We start from the raw sequence: 25354 nt of genomic DNA, 5'->3' as shown, positions 1-25354 counted from the left end.
GCCCGGGCTGCAGCAGACCTCAGGGTCCCGCGTCCTCCTGGAGGATCAGCGCGTAGATCTCCTGGGCGCTCTTCGCCCCGAGGATGGAGCTGCGGAAGCGCGGGTTCTTGAAGAGGCGCGAGATGCGCGCGAGCGCCTTGAGGTGCACGCCGGCGCTGTTCTCCGGGGCCACCAGCGCGAAGAAGAGGTGCGTGGGCTTGCCGTCGATGGACTCGAAGTCCACGCCCTCGCGGCTGACGCCGAAGGTGGCCAGGAGCCGGTCCATCCCGGGCAGCTTCCCGTGGGGGATGGCCACGCCCTCGCCGATGCCGGTGGAGCCCAGCTTCTCGCGCTCGCGCAGCACCGTGCCCAGCCGCTCCTCCTGGAGCGAGGGGTGGGCCCGCGCCAGCGCCGCGCTCAGCTCGCGCAGGACGTCCTGCTTGCTGCGCGCGGAGAGACTCGCAACGACCGCTTCGGGGCTGAGGAACTCGGCGATTCTCAAACGGGGCGCTCCCGCGATGGCGCTGCTGCGAACCCCGGGCAATTACTCCTCGTCCCCGCAGAGCGCAAGCGCGGCGCGGCGCGCGCTGTCCAGCGTCCGGAGGGCAACGCCGCGAGCGAAACGCAAGGGTGCGGCCGGACCCCGCGGAGCGTGCGCTACTCGAAGACCTGGGCGGCCTGGGCGCGCACCGCGTCCGGCAGGTCCACGCCCAGCAGCCGCGCGCTGCGGCGGTTCACGTAGAGCGCGGCCTCGGGGTGCTCGGGCGTGGCGCCGGCATCGCCGCCCAGCAGCCGCCGGCCGGTGGCCCCCGCGCGCTTGCCCATGTCCGCGTACCCGGCCTCCATCGCGATCAGCGCCCCCGCCTTCACCATCGCCTGGCTGTAGGCGAGCAGCGGCAGCTTCGACTCGAAGGAGGTCTGCACGAGGAACTTGAAGGTCTCGGCGTTGATGAGGCTGGGGTCGGGCACCAGCCAGAGCGCGTCCACGCGCCCCACCAGCGTGCGCACCGCGCCGGCGAAGTCCTTGAGCCCCGCCACCTCGTGGCGCACCGGCACCAGCCCCGCGGTCTCGGCGGCGCGCGCGTACGCGTCCGCCAGGGCGCGGCTGTTGCCCGGCACGTACACCAGCCCCACCCGCCGCGCCGAGGGCACCGCCTGGCGCAGCGCCTGCGCCTGGCGCTGGGGCGAGGCGAACATGGGTACCGGGAGCAGCCGCCCGTCGATCTTCGCCGGGAAGGGCACCAGCGCGCAGAGCACGGGCGCCGCCGGCCGCAGCGCGGCCACCCGGCTCGCCGCCTCCTGGCCCAGCGCGAGCACCAGCGTGGGGCGCTCGGCGAGCGCGCGCGCGAGCTCGTTCTTCGCGCCGCCCAGCGTGAGGTGGGTCACGCTCTGGCCGATGCTCTGGGTGAAGGCCTGGTCCACCGCGGCGTAGGGGGGGAGGTCCTGCGAGCGCACCACCAGCACCCCTCCGGCCGCCCGGGCCGAGCCCGCAGCGCCCACCAGCAGCAGGCACGCGAGTGCCCGCAGCCAGGCGCCGCAGCACCCTCCGTCCCTCGCCTGGTGCCTCCACGAACCCACCGCACGGCTCCCGTCGCGCACGACGTCCACCCCCGTGGAGCCTGTTGCGCAGCGGACAGCCTATCGCAGGCGCCTGCGGCCTGCGATCAGCGCCGAGGTGGGCCAACGTGAGCAACGGGCGCCCGGAACGGGCGCGCTCAGCGGGCCGGGGGCGGAGCGGCGGCGGCCGTCGCGGCTCCCGCCGGCGCGCCGGGCTGTGCGGTGGCGGCGGCCGCAGCGGGCCGGGCCTCGAGCAGGCCGTACTGGCCGTCCTTGCGCCGGTACACGACGTTCATCTCGTTGGAGGCGACGTTCTGGAAGACGAGGAAGTCGTTGCCCATGAGGTCCATCTGCATGAGCGCGTCCTCCACCGTCATGGCGCGCGCGAGGAACTCGTTGGAGCGCACCACGCGCGGCGGGGAGGCGGGCGCGGCGGGGGCCGGGGCGTCGGCGGCCGCCATGGCCTCCGTTTCCTCCACCTCGAACGGCAGCTCGAGCACGTCGTGGCGCACGCGCAGCGCGTTCATCACCCCGTGGTGGTGGTGCGTGCGCTCGGGGCCGTGGCGGGTCTTGAGCTTGTCCTTGTAGCGGCGCAGCTGGCGCTCGATCTTGTCCATCGCGAGATCGATGGAGGCGTACATGTCGTCGCTCTTGTCGCGCCCGCGCAGCACCCAGGCGCCCGAGTGCAGCGTGATGTCCGCGTGGTGCAGGTGGCGCTCGAGCGAGAGCACCACGTGCGCCTCGCTGGCCCGGTCCAGCAGGCGGCTCACCCGCTCCACGCGCTCCTTCGCGTACTCCTTGAGCGCCTCCGACGTACCGAACTGGCGAAACGTGATGGTCAGCTGCATGCGTGCCTGCCTCCGGTGATGCCTGCGAGGTTGAAGACCCGTCCAAGCGCTGCGGGACGGATCAGAGACCTTCGGCCCACCGAAAGCAATTCGCCTCAGGCCAGCAGCATTCCACCCGTCACGCCCAGGATGTCCCCGTTCACGTAGCGGCTCTCGTCGGAGGCGAGGAACACGTAGGAGGGGGCGAGCTCGGCGGGCTGGGCGGGCCGTCCCATGGGCGACTGCTTGCCGAACTCGCTCACCTTCTTGGCGTCGTAGGACTGGGCGATGAGCGGGGTCCACACGGGGCCCGGGGCGACCGCGTTCGCCCGCATGCCGCGCTCGACCAGCTCGCCCGCGAGCCCCTTGGTGAAGGCGACGATGGCGCCCTTCGTGCTGGCGTAGTCGAGGATGTTGGGCGAGGGCTGGTAGGCCTGGATGCTCGCGGTGTTGATGACGGAGGCGCCGGCTTTCAGGTGCGGGAGCGCGGCGCGGGTGAGGAAGAACATCGCCATGATGTTGGTGCGGAAGGTGCGCTCCACGCGCTCGGGGGTGATCTCCTCGAGCTTCTGCACCGCCTCGCCCTGGTAGGCCGCGTTGTTCACCAGGATGTCCAGCTTGCCCAGGCGCTCGAGCGTCTGCTTCACCACGCGCTCGGCGTGGGCGGGGTCGCCGAGGTCACCGGGCAAGAGCAGCGCCTTGCGCCCCGCGGCCTCCACCACCCGCTGCGTCTCCTTCGCGTCCTCGTGCTCGTCGAGGTAGGCGATCGCCACGTCCGCGCCCTCGCGCGCGAAGGCGAGCGCGACCGCGCGCCCGATGCCGCTGTCTGCGCCGGTGATCAGCGCCACGCGGCCGGTGAGCCGGCCCATGCCCTTGTAGCTCTGCTCTCCGAAGTCCGGCGCGGGGCGCATCGCCGCCTCGCTCCCGGGGGAGTCCTGGTGCTGCGGGGGGAACGGAGGCTTCTGCTCGACGCTGCGGGGGTCCGGGTTCTTGGCCATGCCCCTGAAGCTGAGCGCGCGCGCCGGGGCGGGCAACGGTGGCCCCGCGCGGGGGGTGCACCCTGCCCCCCTGGCCTGCGGCCCGGCTCAGGAAGCCCTTCAGGGGACGATATCCACGGGCACCGTCTCGGCGTGGAACAGCGCGCCCTCGCACGCAGCGAGCCCCTCGCAGGCGAGGAAGGTGGCGGGCGCGGTGCGGCTCAGGTGCAGCTCCTGCGTGCCCGCGGGCACCGTGGTGGGCACCCCCACGCGCACCCGCCCGTCGGGGTCCAGCGAGGCCGTGAGCGGGCCCCCCACGCTGCTGCCCACCTGGCTGAGGCTCGCCGCCACCTCGCCGCCCGCGTCCGTGCCCGGCGCGTAGGTGTAGAGGCGCGTCTGGCCCGGGCGCACGGTGCCCGCGGGGGTGGGCGGCACGATGGTGAAGCGGCGCTTGGCCTTGCCCCCCAGCACGCGCAGGCGCACGGTGGGCTGCCCCGCCTCCTGCAGGAGGACCTCGAGGTCCGCCGCGGGCTCGGCGGCCCACACCGCCGGGTCGAAGTCGAAGGTCGCGGCAGGCTGCACGCACACCGTGCGTCCGGGGGTGCTGGCGACTCCGCCGCGCTCCAGGCGCATCGGCTCGCCGCCGAGCGTGGCGCTCACCCCTTCCGCGAGCCGGGTGCAGGTGCCGTCCGGCAGGTCCTGCAGCACCACCGTCACCCGGTGGTCGCCGAGCACGGCGGTGGCCCGGTCGGCGACGTCCGTGTCGTTGAGGACGAGCCGCACGCTGCGCCCGGAGAGCGCTCCGAGCGAGGTGGGCTCCGGCTGGGCGGCCGAGCCGCAGGCGGTGGCGAGGAGGAGCAGCGCGGTGAGCGAGGCAGGCTTCATGCGCCTCCTCTAGCACCTGCTAGTGGCGGGCGGACAGGTCCGGCGAGGCGGCGGGGGCGCCGCGGCCCGGCATCCTCGCCGCGTCTGCCGACGGGTCGTCCTTGAGCGCGGCGCGCAGCCCCTCGCGCAGCTCGGGGCCGTCCTGGTGGCCGTGCACGGAGATGGCGTGCTGGGTGGCGGCGCGCAGCACCTCGTCGGGCTCGCCGGCGATGGTGAGGGTGCAGTTCGACTCGCTGGGCTGGTCGCGACAGTCGATCATCTTGCGGGGCATGGGGCAGGTCCTCCTGCCCTCGCGGTGGCCACGGGCGCGGCCCGGGGCAAGACACGGGCGCGCAGGCGCCCCGGCCGCAGCCTGAGCGCCGGGCGCGCCGGCTAGAAGTAGCGCTTGCGCTTGCTGCTGGGGAGGATGCCCAGCACCTCGCGGTACTTGGCCACGGTGCGCCGGGCGATCTCGGTGCCCTGCGCGCGCAGCAGCTCCACCAGCTTCTGGTCCGAGTAGGGGTTCTTCGGATCCTCCTGCGCCACGAGCTGCTTGATGTGGTGCTTCACCGCCTCGCTCGCGGTGTCCTCGCCGCTCACGCGCGCGATGGAGGAGTTGAAGAAGTACTTCAGCTCGAAGATGCCCTGCGGGGTGTGCACGTACTTCGCGGTGGTCACGCGCGAGACGGTGGACTCGTGCATCCCGATGTCCTCGGCCACGTCGCGCAGGATGAGCGGCTTGAGGTGGGCGATGCCCTTGTCGAAGAAGTCCTTCTGGAACTTCACGATGCTCTCGGTGACCTTGTAGATGGTCCGCTGCCGCTGGTGGATGGAGCGGATGAGCCACATCGCGCTGCGCAGCTTGTCCTGGATGAAGTCCTTGGTCTGCCCGGGGCCCACGGCGCCGTTCTTCAGCGCGTTGCGGTAGGTGCCGGAGATGCGGAGCTTGGAGAGGCCGTCGTCGTTGAGGACGACCGTGTACTCCTCCCCCATCTTGTAGACGAAGACGTCCGGGGAGATGTACTGCGCGTCGTCCCCGCTGAAGTTGCGGCCCGGCTTGGGGTCCAGCTTGGTGAGCAGCTTCGCGGCGGCCACCACCTCGTCCAGGGAGACCTTCAGCTCCTTGGCGATGGCCGGCAGGTTCTTGCTCTCCAGGTGGCGCATGTGGCGCTTGATGATGGTGCCGAGCAGCGCCGAGTGCGGGTCCTTGAGCGCGGTCACCTGGATGAGGAGGCACTCCTGCAGGTCGCGCGCGCCGCAGCCCTTGGGGTCCAGGCTCTGGATGCGGCGCAGGGTGCGCTCGGCCACGTGCATGGGCACGTCCGCCTCGTTGGCGAGCCGGATGAGCGGGTCGCCCTCCACGTCCGGCAGCTTGAGGTAGCCGTCGTCGTCCAGGTTGCCCAGGATGAGCATGCCGATGCGGCGCTCGGCCTCGTTGAGGCGCAGGGTGCCCAGCTGCTCCTGCAGGTGGTCGACCAGGTCCTCCTTCTCCACGAGGTTGGCCTCGAACGACGGCAGGTCGTCCGTGGCCACGTTGCCCTTGTTGGACGCGGTGGTCTGCTCGTTGAACTGGTAGCTGTTGAGGTAGGCCTCCCAGTCGATCTCGGGGGGGCCGTCGCTGTTCTCCGGCTTGAACTCCTGGGCGGTCTCGGGCTGGGGGGCCTCCAGGTCGCGGGGGGCCTCCAGGTTCTCCGCCTCGAGCGAGGCCTCGCCGGGCTCCTTGTCCGTGACGTCGCCGACCGCCTGCTCGTCCGGCTGCTCGAGCAGGGGGTTCTGCTCCATCTCCTCGCGCACCTGCTCGAGCAGCTCCATCCGGGACAGCTGCAGAAGCTTGATCGCCTGCTGGAGCTGGGGCGTCATCACCAGCTGCTGGCTCAACTTCAGGCTCTGCTTGAGTTCCATCGCCATGGGGCTTGCTCGACCTCGGTGTGCGGACGGCTGCAGTCCGTGCTCCCTGATGGCGACCACCGCCTCAAGGACCGTGCCAAGCTATCAAGACGGCGCAAGGGCGTAAAGCCCACCACCGCCTGGTCCCCTGCTTGCATAGCCCCGATTCCTCTTGAGAATCGGGCACTTGCGGGCCCTGGTTGGACACCCCCTGGACGTTCAACAGGCAACGCAAATGCCGGGCCAAGGGCTGTAGCGGGCCCGCCGCTGAACACTCCGGGGGCTTCGCGCCACCGGGCGGCAGCCCGGGCCGGGCCCGGGGCTTTCGCGACTCAGGAGTAGAGCCGGAAGCGCTCTCCCAGGTACACGGCGCGGGCGCGGGGGCTCGCGGCGATCTGCTCCGGGGTGCCCTCCTCGAGGATGCGGCCCTGGGCGATGATGTAGGCCCGGTCGCAGATGCCGAGGGTGTCCTGCACGTTGTGGTCGGTGATGAGGACCCCGAGCCCGCGCTGCTTGAGCAGGAAGATCTGGCGCTGCAGGTCGCCCACGTTGATGGGGTCCACGCCGGCGAAGGGCTCGTCGAAGAGGATGAAGCGGGGGCCGGGGATGAGCGAGCGGGCGATCTCGGCGCGCCGCCGCTCGCCGCCCGAGAGCGTCTCGCCCAGGCTGTCCGCCACGTGGGTGAGGCCGAACTCCTCGAGCAGCTCCTGGGCGCGCGCCTCGCGGGCGCGCCGGTCGTAGCGGCGCTGCAGCTCGAGCACCGCGAGGAAGTTCTGCCGCACGGTGAGCTTGCGGAAGATGCTCGCCTCCTGCGGAAGGTACCCGAGGCCCTGGCGCGCGCGGCGGTGCATGGGCAGGCGGGTGAGGTCCTCGCCCTCCAGCTGCACCCTCCCCGCGTCCGCCGCCACCAGCCCCACCACCATGTTGAAGCTGGTGGTCTTGCCCGCGCCGTTGGGGCCCAGCAAGCCCACCACCTCGCCCTGGCGCACCTGGAAGCTCACGCCGTCCACGACCTTGCGGCCGCGGAAGGCCTTGTGCAGGCCCTCTGCCTGCAGCAGCGCGCTCACGGCCGGCTGGCCCCACCCGCCGGCGCGGGCAGCTGCGGCATCCCCCCCGGCGTGGTCTCGAAGAGGGTCTCGGCGTTCTCCACCAGGATGCGCCGGTTGCCCAGGGTGAGCGTCACCTTGGTGCCGCGCATGTAGTTGTTGCCCTGGCGCGCCTCGGGAGCGCCGGTGACGACCAGCATGCCGCTGGCCACGTCGAAGTCGGCGCGCTCGCCCTTGGCGGTGCGGTCGCCGTCCACCGCCTCCACGTTGCCCACGCACTCCACGCGCCGCACCTGCTGGGCGTTGCCGTTGGAGTAGAAGCTGGTGAGCTCGTCGCACTTGAGCACCAGCGTGCGGTGGCGCACCACCACGTTGCCCTTGTAGGAGGCCTGGTTCTTGTTGCCCAGCAGCTCGAAGAGCTGGGCCTTGATGTCCACCGGGTTCTTCAGCCGCTGGGCCGGGGTGGCGGCGGCCTTCGGGGTGCCCGGGGCCGCAGCCGGGGCGGAAGCGGCCGCGGCGGGCGCGGCCACGGCGGCAGCGGCCGGCGCGCCGCCCGGGGCGCCGGGCTGCACGAGCAGGAGGGCCGAGGCGAAGAACTCGATCACTGCATCGCTCCGTTCTGGGACCGGGGGGCCGGACCCGCAGCAGGCTTCGGGCCGCTCGAGGCGGTGGGGCTCACGCCCTCGAACTCGCTCTGCACGTTGCCCGAGAAGGTGAAGACCTCGCTGCCCAGCGCGAGGTCGAAGGCGTCCGCGCGGTGGCGGTAGTTCGGGCCCTGCACGGTGACGGGCTCCTGGCCGCGGATATTCCGCTGGTGGCCGTCCGGCGAGGTGACCAGGGCGGCGCTCGCGCTGCGCGCCACGATGCCGGTGCTGGTGCGCAGCACCACGCCCCCGCCCGCCACCGCCTGGCGGCTGCCGAGGTTGCCCTCGAGCCGCACCGCGCGCACCTCCAGGCCGGCATGGGACGAGCTCGCCGCGGCGCCGCCCGCGCCGGGGCGGCTGGGCAGCCGCAGCACCATCTGCGAGGCGACCACGCCGCCGGTGCCGCGCTGGTAGGTGGCGCGCTCGGCGCGGCCGGCCGCCACCAGCTGCTCGCCCTCGAAGGACTGCAGCCGCACCCCGTACAGCGTCACGTCCGGCACCTGCTCGGGCGGCGGGCCGCCGGCCGCGCTCCCCGCGCCCGGGCCGCAGGCGGCGGGCCCGAGCAGCAGCAGGAAGGCGGCGAGGGGGCGGAGGCAGGAGGGCACGGCGCTCTTCTCTATCACCCCGCCCCGCCCCTGGGGCGGGTCTTCCAGCGCTGGTGCATCCACACCCACTGCTCGGGGGCGCGGCGGATGGCCGCCTCGATGCGCGCGGAGAGCGCCGCGGTGAGCGCGAGCGCCGCCGCCTCGCGCGCGGCCGCGTCCGGGCCGGCCTGCGGCACCGCCACCTCCTCCATGCGCAGGCGGTAGCCGGGCTCGCGGCCCACGGGGCCCCCCTCGCGCTGGCAGAAGCCCACCACCACGGCGGCGCCCGTGCGCAGGGCGAGGTCCGCGGCGGCGCGGGGGGTGGCGGCCGGCAGCCCGAAGAAGGGCACGAAGAGGTTCTGGGCGCGCGTGTCCTGGTCGATGAGCAGGCCCAATATCTCCCCCGCCTTGAGCGCGCGCAGCATCTGCTTCGCCGCCCCCTCGTGGCCGCGCCAGATGCTGCGCACCCCGCCGCGCGCCCGGAAGCGCTCCACGAGCCCCGTGAGGCGCGGGTCGCTCGTCTCCTTGGCGATGCTCTGCGAGGGGTAGCCCGCGCGCGCCACCCGCCGCGCGAGCAGCTCCCAGTTGCCCACGTGCCCGGAGACGAAGACCACGCCCCGCCCCCGCGCGAGCGCCCCGTCCAGCACGGCGCGGTCCGCGGGCTCCCAGCGCACGAGCTGCGCGAGGTGCCGGTCCGCCGCGTCCACGCACGCCGCCTCGAAGAGCGCGCGCCCCAGGTGCCCGAAGCAGGCGCGCGCGAGCCGCTCGCGCTCCGCCTGCGCCGCCTCCGGGAAGGCGCGCGCGAGCGAAGCGAGGGCCTTCCTCCGCTCGCCCCCGGCGAGCCGGTAGGCCACGGCGCCGAGCCAGAGCCCCAGCGGCCGGGCGAGCGAGAGCGGCAGCGGGCGCACCAGGGCGAGCGCCAGGCGCACGAGGCCGTAGCGCAGCAGGCGTTTGAGGCGCTTGAGGGGTGGGGACGAGGACACGGGCGGCCCCGGGTGTACACCGTCCGGGGCGGGTCTGCTAAGGGAGGCCTGAGCCATGCGCGAATACAACTTCGACGGCCTCGTCGGTCCGACGCACAACTACGGCGGCCTCTCGGTGGGCAACCTCGCCAGCGCCCGCCACGGCGGCAGCGCGAGCAACCCGCGCGAGGCGGCGCTGCAGGGGCTGGAGAAGATGCGGGCGGTGGCGGCGCTGGGCGTGGGCCAGGCGGTGCTCCCGCCGCAGCCGCGCCCCTCCCTGCGCATGCTGCGGCGCCTGGGCTTCAGCGGCACGGACGAGCAGGTCATCACCCGCGCGGCGAAGGAGGCCGAGCACCTGCTGCGCCTCACCTCGAGCGCCGCCGCCATGTGGACGGCGAACGCCGCCACCGTGGCCCCCTCCTGCGACACGGCCGATGGGCGCATGCATGCGACCCCGGCGAACCTGCACCAGATGTTCCACCGCATGCTGGAGGCGGACACCACCCACTCGGTCTTCCGCGCCATCTTCGCGGACGAGGCGCGCTTCGCCATCCACGAGCCCCTGCCGGGCGGCGGCCAGTTCGCGGACGAGGGGGCGGCGAACCACACCCGGCTCGCCACCCCGGGCCACAAGGCGGTGCACCTCTTCGCCTGGGGCCGCAGCGCCTTCCAGGACGTGGTGGGCCCGCAGCGCTTCCCCGCCCGCCAGACGCTGGAGGCGAGCCAGGCGCTGGCGCGGCTGCACCAGGTGGACCCGGCCCAGAGCCTCTTTCCGCAGCAGGCGCCCGAGGGCATCGACGCGGGCGCCTTCCACACGGACGTGCTCGCGGTGGGCAACGACAGCTTCCTGATGCTGCACGAGCTCGCCTTCGTGGACGCGCAGGGGCTGCTCGCGCGGCTGCGGGCGCTGCTGGGCGAGCGCTTCCGGTGGGCGATGGCGGGCCGCGAGGAGCTGCCCGCGGCGGACGCGGTGCGCGCCTACCCCTTCAACTCCCAGGTGCTCACGCTGCCGGACGGGAGCATGGCGATCGTGGCGCCGCTCGAGGCGAAGGAGACCCCGGCCGCGCGCGCCTTCCTCGAGCGCGTGGTGGCCGAGGACAACCCGGTGAAGGCGGTGCACTACCTGGACGTGCGCCAGAGCATGAACAACGGCGGCGGCCCCGCCTGCCTGCGCCAGCGCATCTGGCTCACCGAGGAGGAGCGCGGCGCCGTGCGGGCGAACGTGTTCTACGGCGAGGCGCTGCACCAGGAGCTCGCCGCCTGGGTGCGCCGCCACTACCGCGACAGCCTGCGCGCCGCAGACCTGCAGGACCCGGCGCTCGCGCGCGAGGTGCTCACGGCGCTCGACGAGCTCACGCGCATCCTGCGCCTGGGCCCGGTGTACGACTTCCAGCGCTAGGGAGCAGCGAGCCCCCGAGAAGGTGCGCTTGCGTCCCGCGCCCCTTCTGGCATCGTGCCGGCCCTCATGCTCCACCGCCGCCCGCTCGCCCTCCTGCTGCCGCTCACCCTCCTCTCGCTCGCCGCGTGCACGAGTCCCTGCCGCGAGCTGTCCCAGCGGGTGTGCGAGTGCCGCGACACGCGCATCGAGCGCGAGGCCTGCGCCCAGAACGCCGGCAATAACGAGGGGCGGCTCGAGCCCAGCAGCGAGCAGCAGGACCTGTGCGAGCAGAAGCTGGACACCTGCCCGGACCCGGCCGCCAACGGCGGCAAGGACCGGGTGGCGCTCTGCGACGAGCTCGAGCGCAGTGTGGACCGCAAGGTGGCCTGCGGCCTCACCGCAGCGGGCCCGGACGCCGGGACCCCCTGAGGCTGAGGCGCCACCCGGGCGCTACTTGCGCCCCAGCCCGAAGTACTCGAAGCCCAGCTCGCGCATCTTCTGCGGGCTGAAGACGTTGCGGCCGTCGAACACCACCGGCGCCTTCAGGGTGCGCTTCATGCGCTCGAAGTCGGGGTGGCGGAACTCGTTCCACTCGGTGACGACGAAGAGGGCTTCCGCGCCCTCGAGGGCCGCGTAGGGCGTGGGGGCGTAGGTGATGCGGTTGCCGAAGACGCGGGCGGCCGTCCCGTGGGCGACGGGGTCGTGGGCGCTCACGCGCGCGCCCTTGGCCAGCAGCCCCTCGATGAGCTCGATGGAGGGCGCCATGCGCATGTCGTCCGTCTTGGGCTTGAAGGCGAGGCCCCACACGGCGAAGTGGCGGCCCTCGAGGCTGCCGAAGTGCTTGAGGGCGCGGCTGAGCAGCAGGCGCTTCTGGCGCTCGTTGGTGCGCTCCACCGCGCGCAGCAGGTCGAACTCCACCCCGTGCTCGCGCGCCGTACTGACGAGCGCCTTCACGTCCTTGGGGAAGCAGGAGCCGCCGTAGCCCACGCCGGGGAAGAGGAAGGGGTAGCCGATGCGGCTGTCACTCCCCAGCCCCTTGCGCACGAAGTCCACGTCCGCGCCCACCTTCTCGCAGAGCGCCGCGATGTCGTTCATGAAGGAGATGCGGGTGGCGAGCATCGCGTTGGCCGCGTACTTCGTCAGCTCCGCGCTCGCGGTGTCCATGAAGAGGACGGGGTTCTCGGTGCGCACGAAGGGCGCGTACAGCTCGCCCATCACCTTCGCCGCGCGCTCGCTGTCCGCGCCGATGACGACGCGGTCCGGCTTGAGGAAGTCCTCGAGCGCCGCGCCCTCCTTCATGAACTCGGGGTTGCTGACGACGTCGAAGTCATGCTTCGTCACCGCGCGAATCGCCTCGCGCACCCGCTTCGCCGTGCCCACCGGCACCGTGCTCTTGTCCACCACCACGGTGTAGCCCGTCATGGCGCGCCCCACCTGCTCGGCCGCCCTGAGCACGTAGGTGAGGTCCGCCTCCCCGTCCTCGCCCTCGGGCGTGCCCACGGCGATGAACACCACCTGGCTGCGCGCCACCGCGCTGGCGAGGTCCGTGGTGAAGGAGAGGCGCTCCTCCTTCACGTTGTGGCGGATGAGCTCCTCGAGCCCCGGCTCGTAGATGGGCACCTCGCCCGCGTTGAGGCGCGCAATCTTGCCGGCGTCGATGTCCACGCACGCGACGTCGTTGCCGCTGTCCGCGAGGCAGGTGCCGGCCACCAGGCCCACGTAGCCGGTGCCGATGACGGAGATCTTCATGGTGTTCCTACTCCAGGAGCGAGCGAGGGGCCGGCCAGGGGGGCGCGGCGCGGGGGCGGTATACGCCCGGGACGGGGCTGCGCCAAGGGCCCCCCGGGAGGGGTGCGGCTACTGCCCGGTGAGCAGCCGGCGGAGGCGGTCTCCGCCGCGCAGGGTGCGGGTGCGCCCGAGGGCGAGCGTGGGCGCCACCACCAGCCGGTCGAGCAGCTGGCGCGTGGCGCCGCGCAGGGGCGGCTGGGCGGCGCGCGCGGCGGCGGCAGCCTCGGGGAAGAGCCCGGCCACCACCGCGAGCGAGGCGTAGAGCGCGCGCTCGAGGCGCCAGGCGCGCGCGCGCTCCTGCAGGCTGGCTGCGTCCAGCGGGCGCGAGTAGGGGCCGTTGAGCCCCTGCGCGCCCGTCACCAGCTCGCGCAGGTCCACGAAGGACAGCAGCGGCACCTCGTAGCCCTGGCGCGCGTGCTCGAGGCACAGCAGCAGCACCGCGTCCTCCTGCTCGGGCCGGAAGAAGGAGGGCCCGTACACGCGCATGGGGCGCGCGCGCTCGAACACGCCGCGCAGCGCCTCGCGCCCGCGCGCGCCCAGCACGTCCGAGAAGAGGAACACGGGGGTGCGCCCGTCGGAGAGCACGCGCGCCGCGCCCGAGCCCATGTCGTCCGGCTCGGGCTTGAACTGGTGCTGGCCGAGGAAGGCGGCGAAGGGGTCCAGGTCCGTGCGCTGCAGCAGCAGCTGGATCTCCAGCACCGGGCGGAAGCCCACGTGCGGGTAGAGCGCCTCGGCGAAGGCGGCGCCGCCCAGCATGAGCAGCCGGCGCCCCTCGAGCTCGTCCACGGCGCGCTTGAAGTTGACCAGCTTCATCACGTTGTCGTTGAGCGAGCCCTGGTAGATGCTCAGGAGCCGGTCGCGCGCCCACTCCGGCGCGCCCGCGGCGCCGAGCCGGTACTGCAGGTTGTAGGCGGCCAGCGGGGCGAGCCCCTGGCCGATGGACCAGTCCACGTATTGCTCCCAGGGGGCGCCGCGCAGGTCCGTGCGGGGCGGGTCGAGCGAGGCGAGGACGCGGACGGTGTCGAGGAGGCTGGGCGGCGCCATGGGGCATGGCTCTTACGGGGCACGGCGCACGGGTGCAATGCACAAGCGCGCGAGGGGTCCCCCGGCACAGGCAGGCAGGCGCGGCGGCCCCGGCGTGTGATAGGCAGGCGGCACCTTGGAACCCACGCTCTCCGTCATCATCCCCTACAGCCACCGTTCCTCTGGCGCCGCAGCGCTCTTCGCGCGCGAGCTGGCCCCGCGCGCGCAGGTGCTGCTCGCGGGTGATGCCCCCCTGGCCATGCCCGAGCAGCCGAACGTGCTGCAGGTGCCGGCCACCGGCGGCAAGGGCGCCGCCATCCGCAGCGCCATCGCGCAGGCGGCGGGCCGCTTCACCATCGTGCAGGACCCGGACGTGGCGTACCCCATCTCCGCCTACGACGAGCTGCTGCGCCCGCTGGAGCAGGACAGCGCGGACGCGGTGTTCGCGTGCCGCTCGGGCGCGGGCGGGCCCGTGGCGGACCGGGCGCTGGGGCGCTTCACGGGCTTCGTGGCGGACCTCGCGCTGCAGGACCCGCTCAGCGGCCTGCGCGCCTTCCGCACGGAGGCGCTGCAGGGGCTCGCGCTCTCGAGCGACGACGAGGCAATCGACGCCGAGATCGTGGTGAAGCTGGCGGCGCAGCTGTACCGGCTCGCCGAGGTGCCGGTGGAGCTGGTGACCGCGCCGCGCCAGGGCTTGAGCGCGCAGCTCGCGCGGCTCAAGGCGCTGGTGCGCTACGCCACGGTGCAGAACGACGCGGACAACCAGCACGAGGGCTACAACACGCTCGAGCGCATGGACGGCGCGGTCAACTACAACCAGTGGATCGCCCGGCGCTTCAAGGCGCACGTGGGCCGGCGCGTGCTGGAGATCGGCGCGGGCATCGGCACCATCACCCGCGAGCTGGAGCCGGGGCTCGAGCTGCTCATCGCGCTGGAGGTGGAGCGCTTCTACGTGGAGCGGCTGCGCAACAAGTTCCGCGGCAAGCCGCACGTGCGCCCCTACCTCTCGGACGTGGCGCTCGCGGACTGGGAGCAGCTGCGCGCGGAGAAGCTGGACACCATCGTGCTGTCCAACGTGCTCGAGCACATCCCGGACGACGCCGCTGCGCTGCGCCGCTTCCGGCAGATCCTCCCCGAGGGCGGCCGGGTGCTCATCCTGGTGCCGGCGCTGCCCGCGCTGTTCGGGGCGATCGACGAGGCGGTGGGCCACCACCGCCGCTACACCCGGCCCCAGCTGCAGGGGCTGCTCGAGGCGAACGGCTTCGAGGTGGAGCAGCTGGAGTGGATGAACCTGGTGGGCATCCCCGGCTGGTTCATGAACAGCCGCGTGATGCGCCGGCGCAGCGTGCCCAAGCTGCAGCTCAAGCTCTACGACCGGCTCGCGCCGCTGCTCGCCGAGGCCGAGAGCCACGTGAAGCTGCCGGTGGGCATGAGCCTGTTCGCGGTGGCGCGCGTGACCGGCGGGACGCAGGGGTGAGCGGCAGGGGCGCAGCGCGAGCGCCCGTGGCCCTCCTGCTCGCGCTCTACGTCCTCGCGTTCCCGTACCACCCCGGCCTGCGCTCCCCCAACGAGCTGGCGCGCCTGTGGCAGGCGCGCGCGTGGGTGGACCACGGCACGCTCGAGATGAACGGCGCGCTGCAGGACTACGGGCGCGTGGGCGACCTCTCGGTGAAGGACGGGCGCTACTACTCGTCCAAGGCGCCGCTGCTCTCGCTCGCCGCGGTGCCGGTGTACGCGGCGCTGGAGGCGCTCGCGGGCGGGGACGGGCACCGCGTGTCCGAGCTGTGGCTCGTGTACCTCTCGCGCCTGCTGCTCACGGTGGCCCCCACGCTGCCGCTCCTGCTGCTGCTGCACCGCTTCCTCGCCGCGCAAGGCCTGCCCTGGCCCCTGCCCCTGCTGCTCACGGCGACGTACGCGCTGGGCACGCTGGCCTTCAGCTACTCGCTGCTCTTCATGAGCCACCAGGCGAGCGCGGTGCTGCTCTTCGCGGGCTTCTACGCGCTGTGGCAGGTGGGGCGCGGCGCGTGGCGCGAGCGCGGCTACCTGGCCGCGGGCGCGTGCGCGGGCGCGGCGCTCGCGGCCGAGTACACGGGCGCGCTCGCGGTGCTCGCGCTGGTGCTCTACGCGGCGCTTCAGGTCCTGCTGCGCCCGGAGCTGCCGCTGCGCGAGCGGCTCGTGCGGCTCGCGCGAGGAGGGGGGCTCGCGCTCGTGGGCGCCCTGCCCTTCGTGCTGGGACTGATGGCCTACCACCAGGCCGCCTTCGGCCACCCGCTGGAGAGCGGCTACAAGCACCTGGCGGACGCGGCCTACCAGCCCTGGCACCTGGGGGGCTTCCTCGGCATCCGGCTGCCGGACCCGCGCGCCCTCGAGCTCTCGCTCTTCAGCCCGCTGCGCGGCCTCTTCGCGCTCTCGCCCGTGCTGCTGCTCGCGCTGCCCGGGCTGTGGCTGCTCGGGCGACGCAAGGACAGCGAGGGGCGCGCGCTGTTCTGGCTCACGGGGGTGCTCTGCCTCGGCTACGCGTACTTCACCGCGTCCTTCTCCTACGCGTCCTGGGGCTGGACGACGGGGCCTCGCCACCTCACGGGGCTCGTGCCCTTCCTGATGCTGCCCGTGGGGCTCGCGCTCGCGGGGCTGCAGCGGCGAGGGGGGCCGTGGGCCGGCGTGGGCGCGGGGCTGTGCGCCGCGAGCGTGCTCGTCACCGGGCTGCTCACGCTCGTGAACTACGTCCCGGACGACGTGTCGGACGGCCTCTTCGCGCTCGCGCTGCCGCTGTTTCGCGCGGGGTCCCTGCCGCCCACGGTGCTCTCGCTCTTCGGCGTGGCGTCGGCCCTGCCCGGGGCGCTGCTCGTGCTCGGCGTCGTCGCGATGGCGGCGTGGGCGCTGCTGCGGCTCTCGCGCACGCCGGCGGCCGTGGCCGCGGGGCTCGCGGTGGTGGCGGCGGTGCTCGTGCTGCACGCGGCGAGCGCCCGCCACGATGCGGCGGACGCGGGCGCCGTGCGCTTCCTGCAGTCGGTGTGGCTGGTGCGCGCGGACTAGCGCGCGCGCAGGCTCACTTCCAGCGCAGCAGCAGGGCGAAGTGCTGTGCGCCGCGCGCGTGCACGGTGATGTCGGGCTGCACGCCCACGCGCAGCAGCGCCGCCTCGATGATGCCGGCGTCGAAGTCCGCGAGCGGATGGCGGTCGCGCAGCTCGAAGCGCCAGCACTGCGGGCTGTCCGGATAGACGGTCATCTCCGAGCCCACCGTGCCCATGGAGAAGAAGCGCGGCAGGCGCTTGATGATGCCCTCGGGACCGAAGACGGGCAGCAGCAGCCCCAGCGCCTTGCCCGCGAGCGTCTGCAGGAAGCCCTCGAGGAAGCGCCGGCCCAGCTCGCGCTGCGCCTCCTCGAGCGGGCGGCCCGGCAGCACGTGGCGCGCGGCCACCTCGAGCACGGCCTTGAGCACCGGCGTGGGGTAGCTCACCTCCTGGTGCGCGAGGTCGAAGCCCACGGCCTTCAGGTCCCGCGCGAACGGGGAGCCCGGCTGCACCTTGAGCACGTGCACGAAGAGCCCCTCGAACACGCTCTGCTTCACGTGTCCCTCGGGCAGCTGCAGCTCCACTGCGGCCTGCGTCATGGATTCCCCCCCGGTGCTGGCCGCGGAGCCTGCCCGCCGCCACGCCGCGCACTCTAGCCATAGAAGTGTGCGGGAATCGACAGGGGGCCGGGAGGTCCCCGGCGACCCGCATCGCACACCGCGCACCTCCACCCACCGCAGGCCAGGGCCCCCGGGAGCAACCCGCAGCGGGAGATGCTAAACGCACTCCCCATGATGCCCGGCTTTCGCAGCTTCCGAGTCTCTGCCTTCTTCCTGCTCCCGCTGCTCACCGCCGCGTGCCTCGCGCCGCCGCCCACGGAGAAGCCCGAGACGCAGTCGCCTCCCGACCAGCCCGCGCAGCCCGAGCAGCAGACGCCCCCGCCCACCGAGCCGTCGACGGAGCCGGGATGGCAGACGCCGGTCATCACCTCGGCGGTGGCGGGCGACGGTCAGGTGCGGCTGCGCTGGAGCCGGGAGAACCCCTCCCGTTGGTACTCCTACACGGTGCGCACGACGGATGGCTCCACCGCCCTGGAGCCGCTGACCACGCTGGACAACGAGGTGCGCCTCACCGGCCTCGTTCCGGGCAAGCCCTACGCCTTCACGGTGACGGCGCGCACGCCGGAGGGCACCCGGGAGGCCACCTCGGAGGCCTCCGACACCGTGACGCCCTTCGTGGGCAGCTGCCGCACGCTGAAGCAGACCCAGCCCGACGCCGCGACGGGCCTCCACACCCTCACGATCGGGGGCCGGGAGCTGCAGGTCTACTGCAACATGAACTACGACGGCGGCGGCTGGACGCTGGTGCTGCACAGCGCCTTCACCGGCGTGGTGCCCGCGCACCCGGCGCTCACCCAGGGCATCGCCGCGTGGCGCAGCAGCGGCGTCGGCCAGGCGACGGACTACGGCGGGCACCGCAGCGCGCCCCTCTACGTGATGCCCCTGGACACCTGGCGCGAGCTCGCGGACGGCGCCTCCACGCTGCGCTTCGAGTCGGACGCGACGCCCCGGCTCGCGCAGCTCGACGACGTGAAGATGGCGGAGAACCTCGGGCTCTCGGGCTCCAACACCACCGAGGTCAACGCGGCCCTGTGCGGCCAGAGCCCGGGCTGCTTCCTGAACTTCGCGCCGCCCTTCAGCACCACCGACAGCGACACCTCCGGGAGCAGCTGCGCCTCGGTGCACCGCAACATCGGCTGGTGGTACGAGGGCTGCCACCTCTACCACCCGTTCATGACCGACACGCGCGCCAACTTCAGCGGCTTCAGCCAGGACCCCACGACCGACCACTGGACGTGGTGGCTGCGCTAGGCGCGCGCAGGCAAGATGCCGCCCATGAGCGAGCTCCAGCGTTACGAGGGTGGGTGTCACTGCGGCCAGGTCCGCTACAGCGTGAAGCTGGACCTGAGCCAGCCCGTGGTCACCTGCAACTGCTCCATCTGCCAGAAGACCGGCTCGATGCTGGCCTTCGCGCCGGTGGAGAACTTCGAGCTGAAGTCCGGTGAGGAGGCGGTGAGCGACTACCAGTTCGGCAAGAAGAGCATCCACCACCTCTTCTGCCGCACCTGCGGGGTGCGCTCCTACTCCACCGGCCGTACGCCGGACGGCCGGGAGATGCGCGCGGTCAACGTGCGCTGCCTGGAGGGCGTGGCGCTCGAGGGGCTGAAGCTCCATCCCTACGACGGCCGCAGCCGTTAGCGCGGGCCCGCGTGAATACGCAGGGCATGGGGCCGTCCAGGTCCCAGAGCCCGGAGCCCCGCCCATGAAGACCCTCGCCGTCGCCCTCCTCTTCGCCCTCTCGCTGTGCAGCGCGGGCCTCGCCGCGCGCGCCGAGGCCCGCAGCCGCGTGGCCATCACCTCCGCGCCCGGGGGCCTCGCGGCGCCTGAGCTGCTGGCGGACGGCGGCGGCAAGGGGGACGGCGGCAGCGGCGGCGACAAGGGCGGGGACAAGGGCGGCGACGACGACGAGCGCGACGAGGAGGAGCTGCGGGTGACGGGCCGCGCCGCGCTGGAGCTGGTGGACCCGGGCGCCGCCCAGGACGTGCTGCGGCTGCGCCTGGCCGCCCGGCACTAGTCGCCCGCTGGGGAGGCAGCTCGCGCGGGGGTGCCCCTGCGGGCTGCTCTTCCGTTGACCCACCCCTGCCCGGCTCCTATTTACCCGTACGGCCCCCGGCCGACGGATGGACACTCCCTTCTCGCAGAAGCTCCAGGTGACAGGTGATGCGGCGGGCCTCCGGGCACTGCCGCAGGTCTCGGACCCCATCGCCCGCGTGCGCGCGCTCCTCGGCCCGGGCCGCAGGGTGCGCACCCAGGGCCTGAAGGGCGCCGCGCGCGGGCTCGCGCTCTCGCAGCTCGCCGGGCAGCTCCAAGTCCCGCTCGTCTGCGTCACGGCGGACGAGGACTCGGCCGAGAGCCTGGCGCACGACCTGGCGTTCTTCCTGGGCGGCGAGGGCACCCCGCTCGCGCCACGCGTGGTGCGGCTGCCGGCGGACGAGGTGCTGCCCTACGACGAGCTCAGCCCCGAGCCCGTCACGGTGAGTGAGCGGCTGGGCGCGCTCTTCCACCTCGCGCAGGGCACGCGCTTCCCCGCGCTGGTGCTCAGCGTGGGCGCGCTGATGCGGCGCATGGTGCCGCCCGGGGTGATGGCGAGCCTCAGTGCGCGCATCCGCGTGGGCGAGGACCACGACCGCGACGGGCTCGCGCGAAAGCTCGCCGCGATGGGCTACCTCTCGAGCCCCCTGGTGGAGGACCCGGGCACCTTCAGCGTGCGCGGCGGCATCCTGGACGTGTTCAGCCCGCTGTACACGCAGCCGGTGCGGCTCGAGTTCTTCGGCGACACCATCGAGAGCGTGCGCCTCTTCGACCCGGACACCCAGCGCACCACGGACGCGCTGCAGGAGGTCCATCTCGCCCCCGCGCGCGAGGTGCTCTTCAACGACGAGACGCGCCCCCGCGCCGAGGCCGCCGCGCGCGCCGCCGCCGAGCGCATCAACCTGCCCACCATCAAGCTGCGCGAGCGCCTGGATGCCATCCGCGAGGGGCTTCCCCCCTTCGGCATGGAGGGGCTGCTCGCCGGCTTCTTCGAGGGCGGCCTGGGCACGGTGTTCGAGTACCTGGGGCTGTGGACGAAGGAGGCGCCGCTCTTCTACGTGGACGACCCCGTCAGCGTGGACCGGGCAGCCGGCGAGCTCTGGGAGGAGCTCGCCCGCGAGAGCGCGGACGCGGACGCGCGCGGCGACCTCACCCAGCCTCCGCCCGAGCTGTTCCTCTCCCCCGAGCAGGTGCGCGCGCAGCTGCAGGCCTTCCGGGTGCTCGAGGGCGGCGGGCTCAGCCTCACCGCGGCCGAGGACGCCGCGGCGCCGGTGGCCTTCTCCTTCGGCACCACCCACGACGTGCGCGAGGCCATCCTCGCGCACCACGGCGAGGAGGGCGCGCTCAGCCCGCTCATCGAGCGCATGCAGCGCTGGCGCGAGAGCGGCGTGGCGCTGGCCGTCGCCTGCGGCACGCTCTCCCAGGCGGACCGGCTCAAGCGACTGCTCCTGGACCGCAACGTGATGGTGCGCGTGCACCAGGAGCCGCTCGGGGACCCCGCGGCGCTCTACGAGCCCAGCGTGAGCGCGCACCTGTTCCCCATGGAGATCAGCGCGGGCTTCGTGGCGCCGCAGCTCGAGGGGGCGCGCAGCGGGCTCGCGCTGCTCGCGGACGAGGAGATCTTCGGCGTGCGCGCGCGGCGCCGCGTGCGCCGCAGCAAGAAGACGGACGCGTTCAGCGCGGGCTTCGGGGACCTCAAGGAGGGGGACCTCATCGTCCACACCGACTTCGGCATCGGGCGCTACGCGGGCCTGACGAAGATGCAGGTGAACGGCGTGCCCGGGGACTTCCTCGTGCTCGAGTACGCCGGCAAGGACAAGATCTACCTGCCGGTGGGCCGCATGCGGCTCATCCAGAAGTTCACCGGCGGAGACCCCGACAAGGTCGCGCTCGACAAGCTGGGCGGCACCAGCTGGGAGAAGACGAAGCGGCGGGTGAAGGAGCAGCTGCTGAAGATGGCGGCGGAGCTCCTGCAGATCATCGCCGCGCGCAAGGCGCACCCCGGCCACGCCTTCAGCGCGCCGGACCGCTACTTCAGCCAGTTCGAGGCGGACTTCGAGTTCGAGGAGACGCCGGACCAGCTCAAGGCCATCGAGGACGTGCTCGCGGACATGCAGAAGCCCGAGCCGATGGACCGGCTCGTCTGCGGCGACGTGGGCTACGGCAAGACGGAGGTCGCCATGCGCGCGGCCTTCAAGGCGGCGCTGGACCGCAAGCAGGTGGCGGTGCTCGTGCCTACCACCGTGCTCGCCCAGCAGCACTACCTGTCGTTCAAGAAGCGCTTCAAGGACTACCCCGTCACCGTGGAGGTCATCAGCGGCCTCAAGAAGCCCCCCGAGGTGCGCGCCATCCTGCAGCGCGCGAAGGAGGGCAAGGTGGACGTGCTCATCGGCACCCACAAGCTGCTGGGCGGCGAGGTGGCCTTCAAGGACCTGGGGCTGCTCATCGTGGACGAGGAGCAGCGCTTCGGCGTGAAGCACAAGGAGCAGCTCAAGCGGCTGCGCACGCAGATCGACGTGCTCACCCTCACCGCTACGCCCATCCCGCGCACCCTGCACATGAGCATGTCCGGCGTGCGCGACATGAGCATCATCGCGACGCCGCCGCAGGACCGGCGCGCCATCCGCACCTTCGTCATCAAGTACGACCCGCCGCAGATCAAGGAGGCCATCGAGCGGGAGGTCGCCCGCGGCGGCCAGGTGTTCTTCGTGCACAACCGCGTGGAGTCCATCCACGCGATGGAGCAGACGCTCAAGGAGCTGGTGCCCCAGGTCTCCATTGGCGTGGCCCACGGCCAGATGCACCAGGGCGAGCTGGAGAAGGTGATGCTCGCCTTCACCGACAAGAAGTTCCAGGTGCTGCTCGCCACCTCCATCATCGAGAGCGGCATCGACATCCCGAGCGCGAACACCATGCTCGTGAACCGCGCGGACACCTTCGGCCTCGCGCAGCTCTACCAGCTGCGCGGCCGCGTGGGCCGCTCGAAGGAGCGCGCGTACGCGTACCTGATGGTGCCCGCGCGCCGCGGGGTGACGAAGGACGCGCAGCGCCGGCTCGAGGTGCTGCAGAACTTCACCGAGCTGGGCGCGGGCTTCAGCATCGCGAGCCACGACCTGGAGATCCGCGGCGCGGGCAACCTGCTCGGGCCCGACCAGTCCGGCTCCATCGCCGCCATCGGCTTCGACCTGTACACGCAGCTGCTGGACGAGGCGGTGAGCGAGATGCGCGGCGAGCCGCCGCGCACGCACATCGAGCCCGAGGTCACCTTCCCGTTCGCGAGCCTCATCCCGGACGACTACGTGGCGGACGTGCACCAGCGGCTCGTCTTCTACAAGCGCTTCAGCCAGGCCAGCACCCCGGACGAGGTGCAGGAGCTGCGCGACGAGCTGGTGGACCGCTACGGAGAGCTGCCCGACGAGGTGGACAACCTCTGCGAGACCACCCTGCTGAAGATCGACATGCGCGAGCTGCGCCTGCGCGCGCTCGAGGCCGGGCCCGGCCGCCTCGTCGTCACCCTGGGCGGTGACGCGCTGCTGGACGGCCACCGCGTGGCGGCGCTGGTGCAGCGCTCCAAGGGGCTGTACCGCCTCACGCCGGACATGAAGCTCGTGGCGCGCCTGCCCGAGGGCGTGAAGGGCCGCGAGGCGGTGAACGAGGCGAAGAAGGTGCTGCGCGACCTGGGCACCTGCGCACTGCCGCAGGCCTGAGCTGTCCGGCAGTCCACCGCAGGGCACAGAAGGGGCAGCTGGCCCGGGGGGGCTCGGTGAAACTGGGCATCTCCCTCACCTCGAGGCCCTCGCATGAAGCCCTACGTCATCTGCCACATGATGCCCTCGGTGGACGGCCGCATCGTCATCGACGAGTGGCCCCGCGGCGTCGCCACGCCGGGGCTGTACGACAAGACTGCGGACCAGCTGAAGACCCAGGCCTGGGTGTGCGGCACCGTCACCATGCAGGAGTTCTCGGGCCCGGGGCGCTTCCGCGCGGGCGCCCGGGCCTCGCGCAGCCGCACGCCGAAGACGGACTGGGTCGTCGAGGACGGAGCCAAGAGCTTCGCGGTGGCCATCGACGCGAGCGGCCGCCTCAACTGGCGCTCCAACGACGTCAACGGCGACCGGCTCATCGTGGTGCTCACCGAGCGCGCGACGGGCGCCTACCTCGACTTCCTGCGCGAGCGGAACATCTCCTACCTCTTCGCGGGGAAGCAGGACGTGGACTTCGCGCTCGCGCTCGAGAAGCTGCGCGCGCACTTCGGCATCCGGCGCGTGTCCATCCAGGGCGGCGGGAAGATCAACGGCGCCTTCCTCAACGCTGGCCTCATCGACGAATTGAGCCTCGTCTTCGCCCCCGTGGTGGACGGCACCATGGAGGTGCCCACCGTGTTCGACGTGGCGGGCCGCCGCAAGCACGGCCCCATGAACCTGCGCCTCACCAGCGTGCGGCAGCTGCCCAAGGGCGTGGTGTGGCTGCGCTACCGCGTGCTCGGCCGGGGAGGTGCCAAGTGATGGCGCGCGCGCTGCTGCTGCTCTCGCTCCTGTGCGTGCCGGTGGCGCACGCGGGAGACCCCAAGCGCCCGGACAACGTGGCCACCTTCTCCATCGTCGCCGCGGACCCCGAGTCCGGCGAGGTGGGCGTCGCAGTGGCCTCGCGCTTCTTCGCCGTGGGCACCGCCGTGCCCTACGTGCGCGCAGGGGTGGGCGCCGTCGCCACGCAGGCGAACGTGAACGGCCTGTACGGCACGCACGGCCTCGAGCTGCTCGCGCAGGGGCTGCCCCCCGAGCAGGTGGTGCAGCGGCTCACGAAGGAGGACGCGGACCCCTCCGCGCGCCAGCTCGGCATGGTGTCCGCGAAGGGCGAGTCCGCGACCTACACCGGCCCCGCGGCGAACGCCTGGGCGGGCGGCCGGCACGGGCCGAACTACGCCGTGCAGGGCAACATCCTCACGGGTGCAGACGTGGTGGAGGCGATGGAGAAGGCCTTCCTCGGCACGAAGGGAGACCTCGCCGCGCGCATGCTCGCCGCGGTGGAGGCCGGGGACGCGAAGGGCGGCGACTCGCGCGGCCGCCAGTCCGCGGCGCTCGTGGTGGCGCGCCCCCACGGCGGCTTCGGCGGCTACACGGACCGCTACATCGACGTGCGCGTGGACGACCACCCGCGCCCGCTCGTGGAGCTGCGGCGGCTGGTGGGCATCGGCCGGGTGAACGGGCTGTGGAACATGGCCTGGACGGCGCACACCCAGAAGCGCCCCGCGGACGCGCTGCCCCTCATCGAGCGCACCGCGAAGGAGGCCGAGACGGGTGCGAAGAGCATCCTCCCCGAGGTGCGCTACGACCTCGCCGTCATCCGCACCAGCGCCGGGAAGAAGGCCGAGGCGCTGCAGGCGCTGCAGCTCGCGGTGAAGGGGAACCCCAAGCTCGCCCACCAGGCGCGCGGAGACCCGGACCTGGAGGCGCTGCGCCAGGAGCCGGGCTTCGAGCGCGCCATCAAGCGCTAGAGGGAGGCGAAGGCGCGCTCGAGCGCGGCGCGCCCGCCCGTCTCCACCACGTCTCCGTGCGCCACCACGATGCGCTCGAAGTCGTGCGCGAGCATCCGGTCCACCGCCGCGCGCACCGCGGCGCGGTCCTTCATCGCGCCGCGCGCGATGCGCGAGGGGCCGAAGCGCTCCCAGGCTCCGTTCAGCCTCATGAAGAAGCGCGTGAGCCGGTTGGGCGCGCGGTGGACGTTGAAGCAGAGGTCGGTGAGCAGCAGCGTGCGGCTGGGCCCGTGCACGAAGGCCATCTCCTGCACGCGCGGCATGCCGCCCACCTCCACGTGCGCGAGCACGTCCGCCCACAGCTCCGGCGGCTGCTCCGTGAGCAGGTCGGTGAAGCGCACTTCCTTGCGCTTCGCGTCCAGCCCCGGGCGGCGGAACACGCGCGCCTCGGGGAACAGCCGCTGCGCCGCCGGCAGCCCGAGGTGATGAAAGAGGTTGGGCGCCACCAGCGCGCGCACCGGGCCCAGGGTCTCGAGCCCGCTGCGCCCCTGGGCGAGCTGCGACGGCGGGCTGATGAGCGCGAGCCCGCCGTCCGCGAGCCGCACTGCGAGCCCGCGCAGCGGCAGGGTGACGCCGCCGGGAAAGCGCAGCGTCTGCTCCAGCGACCACAGCCCTTCACCCAGCGCGTGCAGTTGCATGG

25 protein-coding genes are annotated in these 25354 nt (G+C 73.0%); 10 read left to right on the top strand and 15 right to left on the bottom strand.

Going from position 1 to position 25354, the window contains the following annotated elements; genetic code table 11:
• Positions 1-19: 19 nt before the first annotated feature.
• The 11 genes from FGE12_RS21760 to FGE12_RS21710 all read right to left on the bottom strand — a co-directional run bounded on the left by FGE12_RS21760 (position 20) and on the right by FGE12_RS21710 (position 9348).
• Positions 20-481 (bottom strand): PTS sugar transporter subunit IIA, encoded by a 462-nt coding sequence (locus tag FGE12_RS21760; protein ID WP_153868477.1) that lies wholly within the window; start codon positions 479-481, stop codon positions 20-22.
• A 155-nt stretch (positions 482-636) separates the two neighbouring features.
• On the bottom strand, positions 637-1557 hold the full coding sequence (locus FGE12_RS31025) for an ABC transporter substrate binding protein (RefSeq protein ID WP_153868475.1): 921 nt from the start codon (positions 1555-1557) through the stop codon (positions 637-639).
• Positions 1558-1694: 137 nt separating this feature from the next.
• Positions 1695-2384, bottom strand: coding sequence for a ribosome hibernation-promoting factor, HPF/YfiA family (gene hpf, locus FGE12_RS21750; RefSeq protein ID WP_153868474.1), 690 nt, complete (start codon positions 2382-2384; stop codon positions 1695-1697).
• 95 nt (positions 2385-2479) lie between these two features.
• The gene (locus FGE12_RS21745) at positions 2480-3361 is read right to left on the bottom strand and encodes an SDR family oxidoreductase (RefSeq protein WP_153868473.1); all 882 of its coding nucleotides are present in this window, start codon (positions 3359-3361) and stop codon (positions 2480-2482) included.
• Positions 3362-3460: 99 nt separating this feature from the next.
• Complete coding sequence (locus FGE12_RS21740; protein WP_153868471.1) at positions 3461-4225, bottom strand: hypothetical protein; 765 nt, start codon at positions 4223-4225, stop codon at positions 3461-3463.
• A gap of 19 nt (positions 4226-4244) precedes the next feature.
• Entirely contained in the window at positions 4245-4496 is a 252-nt protein-coding gene (locus tag FGE12_RS21735; protein ID WP_153868470.1) for a DUF1059 domain-containing protein, read from the bottom strand.
• 101 nt (positions 4497-4597) lie between these two features.
• A complete protein-coding gene (rpoN, locus tag FGE12_RS21730) occupies positions 4598-6112 on the bottom strand; it encodes an RNA polymerase factor sigma-54 (RefSeq protein ID WP_153868469.1) in 1515 nt (504 codons plus the stop codon).
• Positions 6113-6423: 311 nt separating this feature from the next.
• A complete protein-coding gene (gene lptB / locus FGE12_RS21725) occupies positions 6424-7158 on the bottom strand; it encodes an LPS export ABC transporter ATP-binding protein (protein WP_194798149.1) in 735 nt (244 codons plus the stop codon).
• Entirely contained in the window at positions 7155-7742 is a 588-nt protein-coding gene (locus FGE12_RS21720) for an LptA/OstA family protein (protein WP_194798148.1), read from the bottom strand. Before FGE12_RS21720 ends, lptB begins: the two co-directional genes overlap by 4 nt.
• Positions 7739-8386 carry a hypothetical protein gene (locus FGE12_RS21715; protein WP_194798147.1) on the bottom strand — a complete coding sequence of 216 codons (648 nt, stop codon included), beginning with the start codon at positions 8384-8386 and terminating at the stop codon, positions 7739-7741. The genes FGE12_RS21720 and FGE12_RS21715 overlap by 4 nt, the downstream gene beginning before the upstream one ends.
• A 14-nt stretch (positions 8387-8400) precedes the next feature.
• Positions 8401-9348 (bottom strand): lysophospholipid acyltransferase family protein, encoded by a 948-nt coding sequence (locus FGE12_RS21710; RefSeq protein ID WP_370459100.1) that lies wholly within the window; start codon positions 9346-9348, stop codon positions 8401-8403.
• A gap of 55 nt (positions 9349-9403) precedes the next feature.
• On the opposite strand from FGE12_RS21710, the gene astB reads away from it, so the two are divergent.
• Both astB and FGE12_RS21700 read left to right on the top strand, forming a co-directional pair.
• Positions 9404-10726: an N-succinylarginine dihydrolase gene (gene astB / locus FGE12_RS21705; RefSeq protein WP_153868466.1), complete on the top strand. Its 1323-nt coding sequence runs from the start codon at positions 9404-9406 to the stop codon at positions 10724-10726.
• Between the two features lie 66 nt (positions 10727-10792).
• The gene (locus FGE12_RS21700) at positions 10793-11134 is read left to right on the top strand and encodes a hypothetical protein (protein WP_153868464.1); all 342 of its coding nucleotides are present in this window, start codon (positions 10793-10795) and stop codon (positions 11132-11134) included.
• A 21-nt stretch (positions 11135-11155) separates the two neighbouring features.
• Here FGE12_RS21700 and FGE12_RS21695 read toward each other — a convergent pair whose 3' ends face one another.
• Entirely contained in the window at positions 11156-12454 is a 1299-nt protein-coding gene (locus tag FGE12_RS21695) for a UDP-glucose/GDP-mannose dehydrogenase family protein (protein WP_153868463.1), read from the bottom strand.
• Positions 12455-12562: 108 nt separating this feature from the next.
• Positions 12563-13537, bottom strand: coding sequence for a nucleotidyltransferase family protein (locus FGE12_RS21690; protein WP_153868461.1), 975 nt, complete (start codon positions 13535-13537; stop codon positions 12563-12565).
• 115 nt (positions 13538-13652) lie between these two features.
• On the opposite strand from FGE12_RS21690, the gene FGE12_RS21685 reads away from it, so the two are divergent.
• Both FGE12_RS21685 and FGE12_RS21680 read left to right on the top strand, forming a co-directional pair.
• Positions 13653-14993, top strand: a complete 1341-nt coding sequence (locus FGE12_RS21685; RefSeq protein ID WP_153868460.1) for a bifunctional glycosyltransferase/class I SAM-dependent methyltransferase — start codon at positions 13653-13655, stop codon at positions 14991-14993.
• Positions 14994-15019: 26 nt separating this feature from the next.
• Positions 15020-16552 (top strand): hypothetical protein, encoded by a 1533-nt coding sequence (locus FGE12_RS21680; RefSeq protein WP_370459099.1) that lies wholly within the window; start codon positions 15020-15022, stop codon positions 16550-16552.
• Positions 16553-16565: 13 nt separating this feature from the next.
• Here the strand turns inward: FGE12_RS21680 and FGE12_RS21675 are convergent, their stop codons facing one another.
• Positions 16566-17129 (bottom strand): DUF2378 family protein, encoded by a 564-nt coding sequence (locus FGE12_RS21675; RefSeq protein WP_153868459.1) that lies wholly within the window; start codon positions 17127-17129, stop codon positions 16566-16568.
• 174 nt (positions 17130-17303) lie between these two features.
• Between FGE12_RS21675 and FGE12_RS21670 the strand changes: the two genes are divergently transcribed.
• The 6 genes from FGE12_RS21670 to FGE12_RS21645 all read left to right on the top strand — a co-directional run bounded on the left by FGE12_RS21670 (position 17304) and on the right by FGE12_RS21645 (position 24675).
• Positions 17304-18401: a fibrinogen-like YCDxxxxGGGW domain-containing protein gene (locus FGE12_RS21670; RefSeq protein ID WP_153868458.1), complete on the top strand. Its 1098-nt coding sequence runs from the start codon at positions 17304-17306 to the stop codon at positions 18399-18401.
• A 24-nt stretch (positions 18402-18425) separates the two neighbouring features.
• Entirely contained in the window at positions 18426-18788 is a 363-nt protein-coding gene (locus FGE12_RS21665; protein ID WP_153868456.1) for a GFA family protein, read from the top strand.
• Positions 18789-18852: 64 nt separating this feature from the next.
• A complete protein-coding gene (locus FGE12_RS21660; protein WP_153868455.1) occupies positions 18853-19164 on the top strand; it encodes a hypothetical protein in 312 nt (103 codons plus the stop codon).
• Between the two features lie 106 nt (positions 19165-19270).
• The gene (mfd, locus tag FGE12_RS21655) at positions 19271-22888 is read left to right on the top strand and encodes a transcription-repair coupling factor (protein WP_153868454.1); all 3618 of its coding nucleotides are present in this window, start codon (positions 19271-19273) and stop codon (positions 22886-22888) included.
• Between the two features lie 93 nt (positions 22889-22981).
• Entirely contained in the window at positions 22982-23686 is a 705-nt protein-coding gene (locus FGE12_RS21650) for a dihydrofolate reductase family protein (protein ID WP_153868453.1), read from the top strand.
• Entirely contained in the window at positions 23686-24675 is a 990-nt protein-coding gene (locus FGE12_RS21645) for a DUF1028 domain-containing protein (RefSeq protein ID WP_153868452.1), read from the top strand. The genes FGE12_RS21650 and FGE12_RS21645 overlap by 1 nt, the downstream gene beginning before the upstream one ends.
• Here the strand turns inward: FGE12_RS21645 and FGE12_RS21640 are convergent.
• Positions 24672-25352 (bottom strand): DUF4336 domain-containing protein, encoded by a 681-nt coding sequence (locus FGE12_RS21640; protein WP_153868451.1) that lies wholly within the window; start codon positions 25350-25352, stop codon positions 24672-24674. The two genes, FGE12_RS21645 and FGE12_RS21640, sit on opposite strands and share 4 nt — an antisense overlap.
• Between the last annotated feature and the right edge of the window lie 2 nt (positions 25353-25354).

The organism is Aggregicoccus sp. 17bor-14 (assembly GCF_009659535.1).
Lineage (GTDB): Bacteria > Myxococcota > Myxococcia > Myxococcales > Myxococcaceae > Aggregicoccus.
This window is presented reverse-complemented; position numbering and strand designations above follow the sequence as displayed.

Excerpts from the sequence above, each read along its gene's own strand:
- hpf (WP_153868474.1), bottom strand. The coding sequence starts at position 2,384 with ATGCAGCTGACCATCACGTTTCGCCAGTTCGGTACGTCGGAGGCGCTC.
- FGE12_RS21745 (WP_153868473.1), bottom strand. The coding sequence starts at position 3,361 with ATGGCCAAGAACCCGGACCCCCGCAGCGTCGAGCAGAAGCCTCCGTTC.
- FGE12_RS21740 (WP_153868471.1), bottom strand. The coding sequence starts at position 4,225 with ATGAAGCCTGCCTCGCTCACCGCGCTGCTCCTCCTCGCCACCGCCTGC.
- FGE12_RS21735 (WP_153868470.1), bottom strand. The coding sequence starts at position 4,496 with ATGCCCCGCAAGATGATCGACTGTCGCGACCAGCCCAGCGAGTCGAAC.
- rpoN (WP_153868469.1), bottom strand. The coding sequence starts at position 6,112 with ATGGCGATGGAACTCAAGCAGAGCCTGAAGTTGAGCCAGCAGCTGGTG.
- astB (WP_153868466.1), top strand. The coding sequence starts at position 9,404 with ATGCGCGAATACAACTTCGACGGCCTCGTCGGTCCGACGCACAACTAC.
- FGE12_RS21700 (WP_153868464.1), top strand. The coding sequence starts at position 10,793 with ATGCTCCACCGCCGCCCGCTCGCCCTCCTGCTGCCGCTCACCCTCCTC.
- FGE12_RS21695 (WP_153868463.1), bottom strand. The coding sequence starts at position 12,454 with ATGAAGATCTCCGTCATCGGCACCGGCTACGTGGGCCTGGTGGCCGGC.
- FGE12_RS21690 (WP_153868461.1), bottom strand. The coding sequence starts at position 13,537 with ATGGCGCCGCCCAGCCTCCTCGACACCGTCCGCGTCCTCGCCTCGCTC.
- FGE12_RS21675 (WP_153868459.1), bottom strand. The coding sequence starts at position 17,129 with ATGACGCAGGCCGCAGTGGAGCTGCAGCTGCCCGAGGGACACGTGAAG.
- FGE12_RS21670 (WP_153868458.1), top strand. The coding sequence starts at position 17,304 with ATGCTAAACGCACTCCCCATGATGCCCGGCTTTCGCAGCTTCCGAGTC.
- FGE12_RS21665 (WP_153868456.1), top strand. The coding sequence starts at position 18,426 with ATGAGCGAGCTCCAGCGTTACGAGGGTGGGTGTCACTGCGGCCAGGTC.
- FGE12_RS21660 (WP_153868455.1), top strand. The coding sequence starts at position 18,853 with ATGAAGACCCTCGCCGTCGCCCTCCTCTTCGCCCTCTCGCTGTGCAGC.
- mfd (WP_153868454.1), top strand. The coding sequence starts at position 19,271 with ATGGACACTCCCTTCTCGCAGAAGCTCCAGGTGACAGGTGATGCGGCG.
- FGE12_RS21650 (WP_153868453.1), top strand. The coding sequence starts at position 22,982 with ATGAAGCCCTACGTCATCTGCCACATGATGCCCTCGGTGGACGGCCGC.
- FGE12_RS21645 (WP_153868452.1), top strand. The coding sequence starts at position 23,686 with ATGGCGCGCGCGCTGCTGCTGCTCTCGCTCCTGTGCGTGCCGGTGGCG.
- FGE12_RS21640 (WP_153868451.1), bottom strand. The coding sequence starts at position 25,352 with ATGCAACTGCACGCGCTGGGTGAAGGGCTGTGGTCGCTGGAGCAGACG.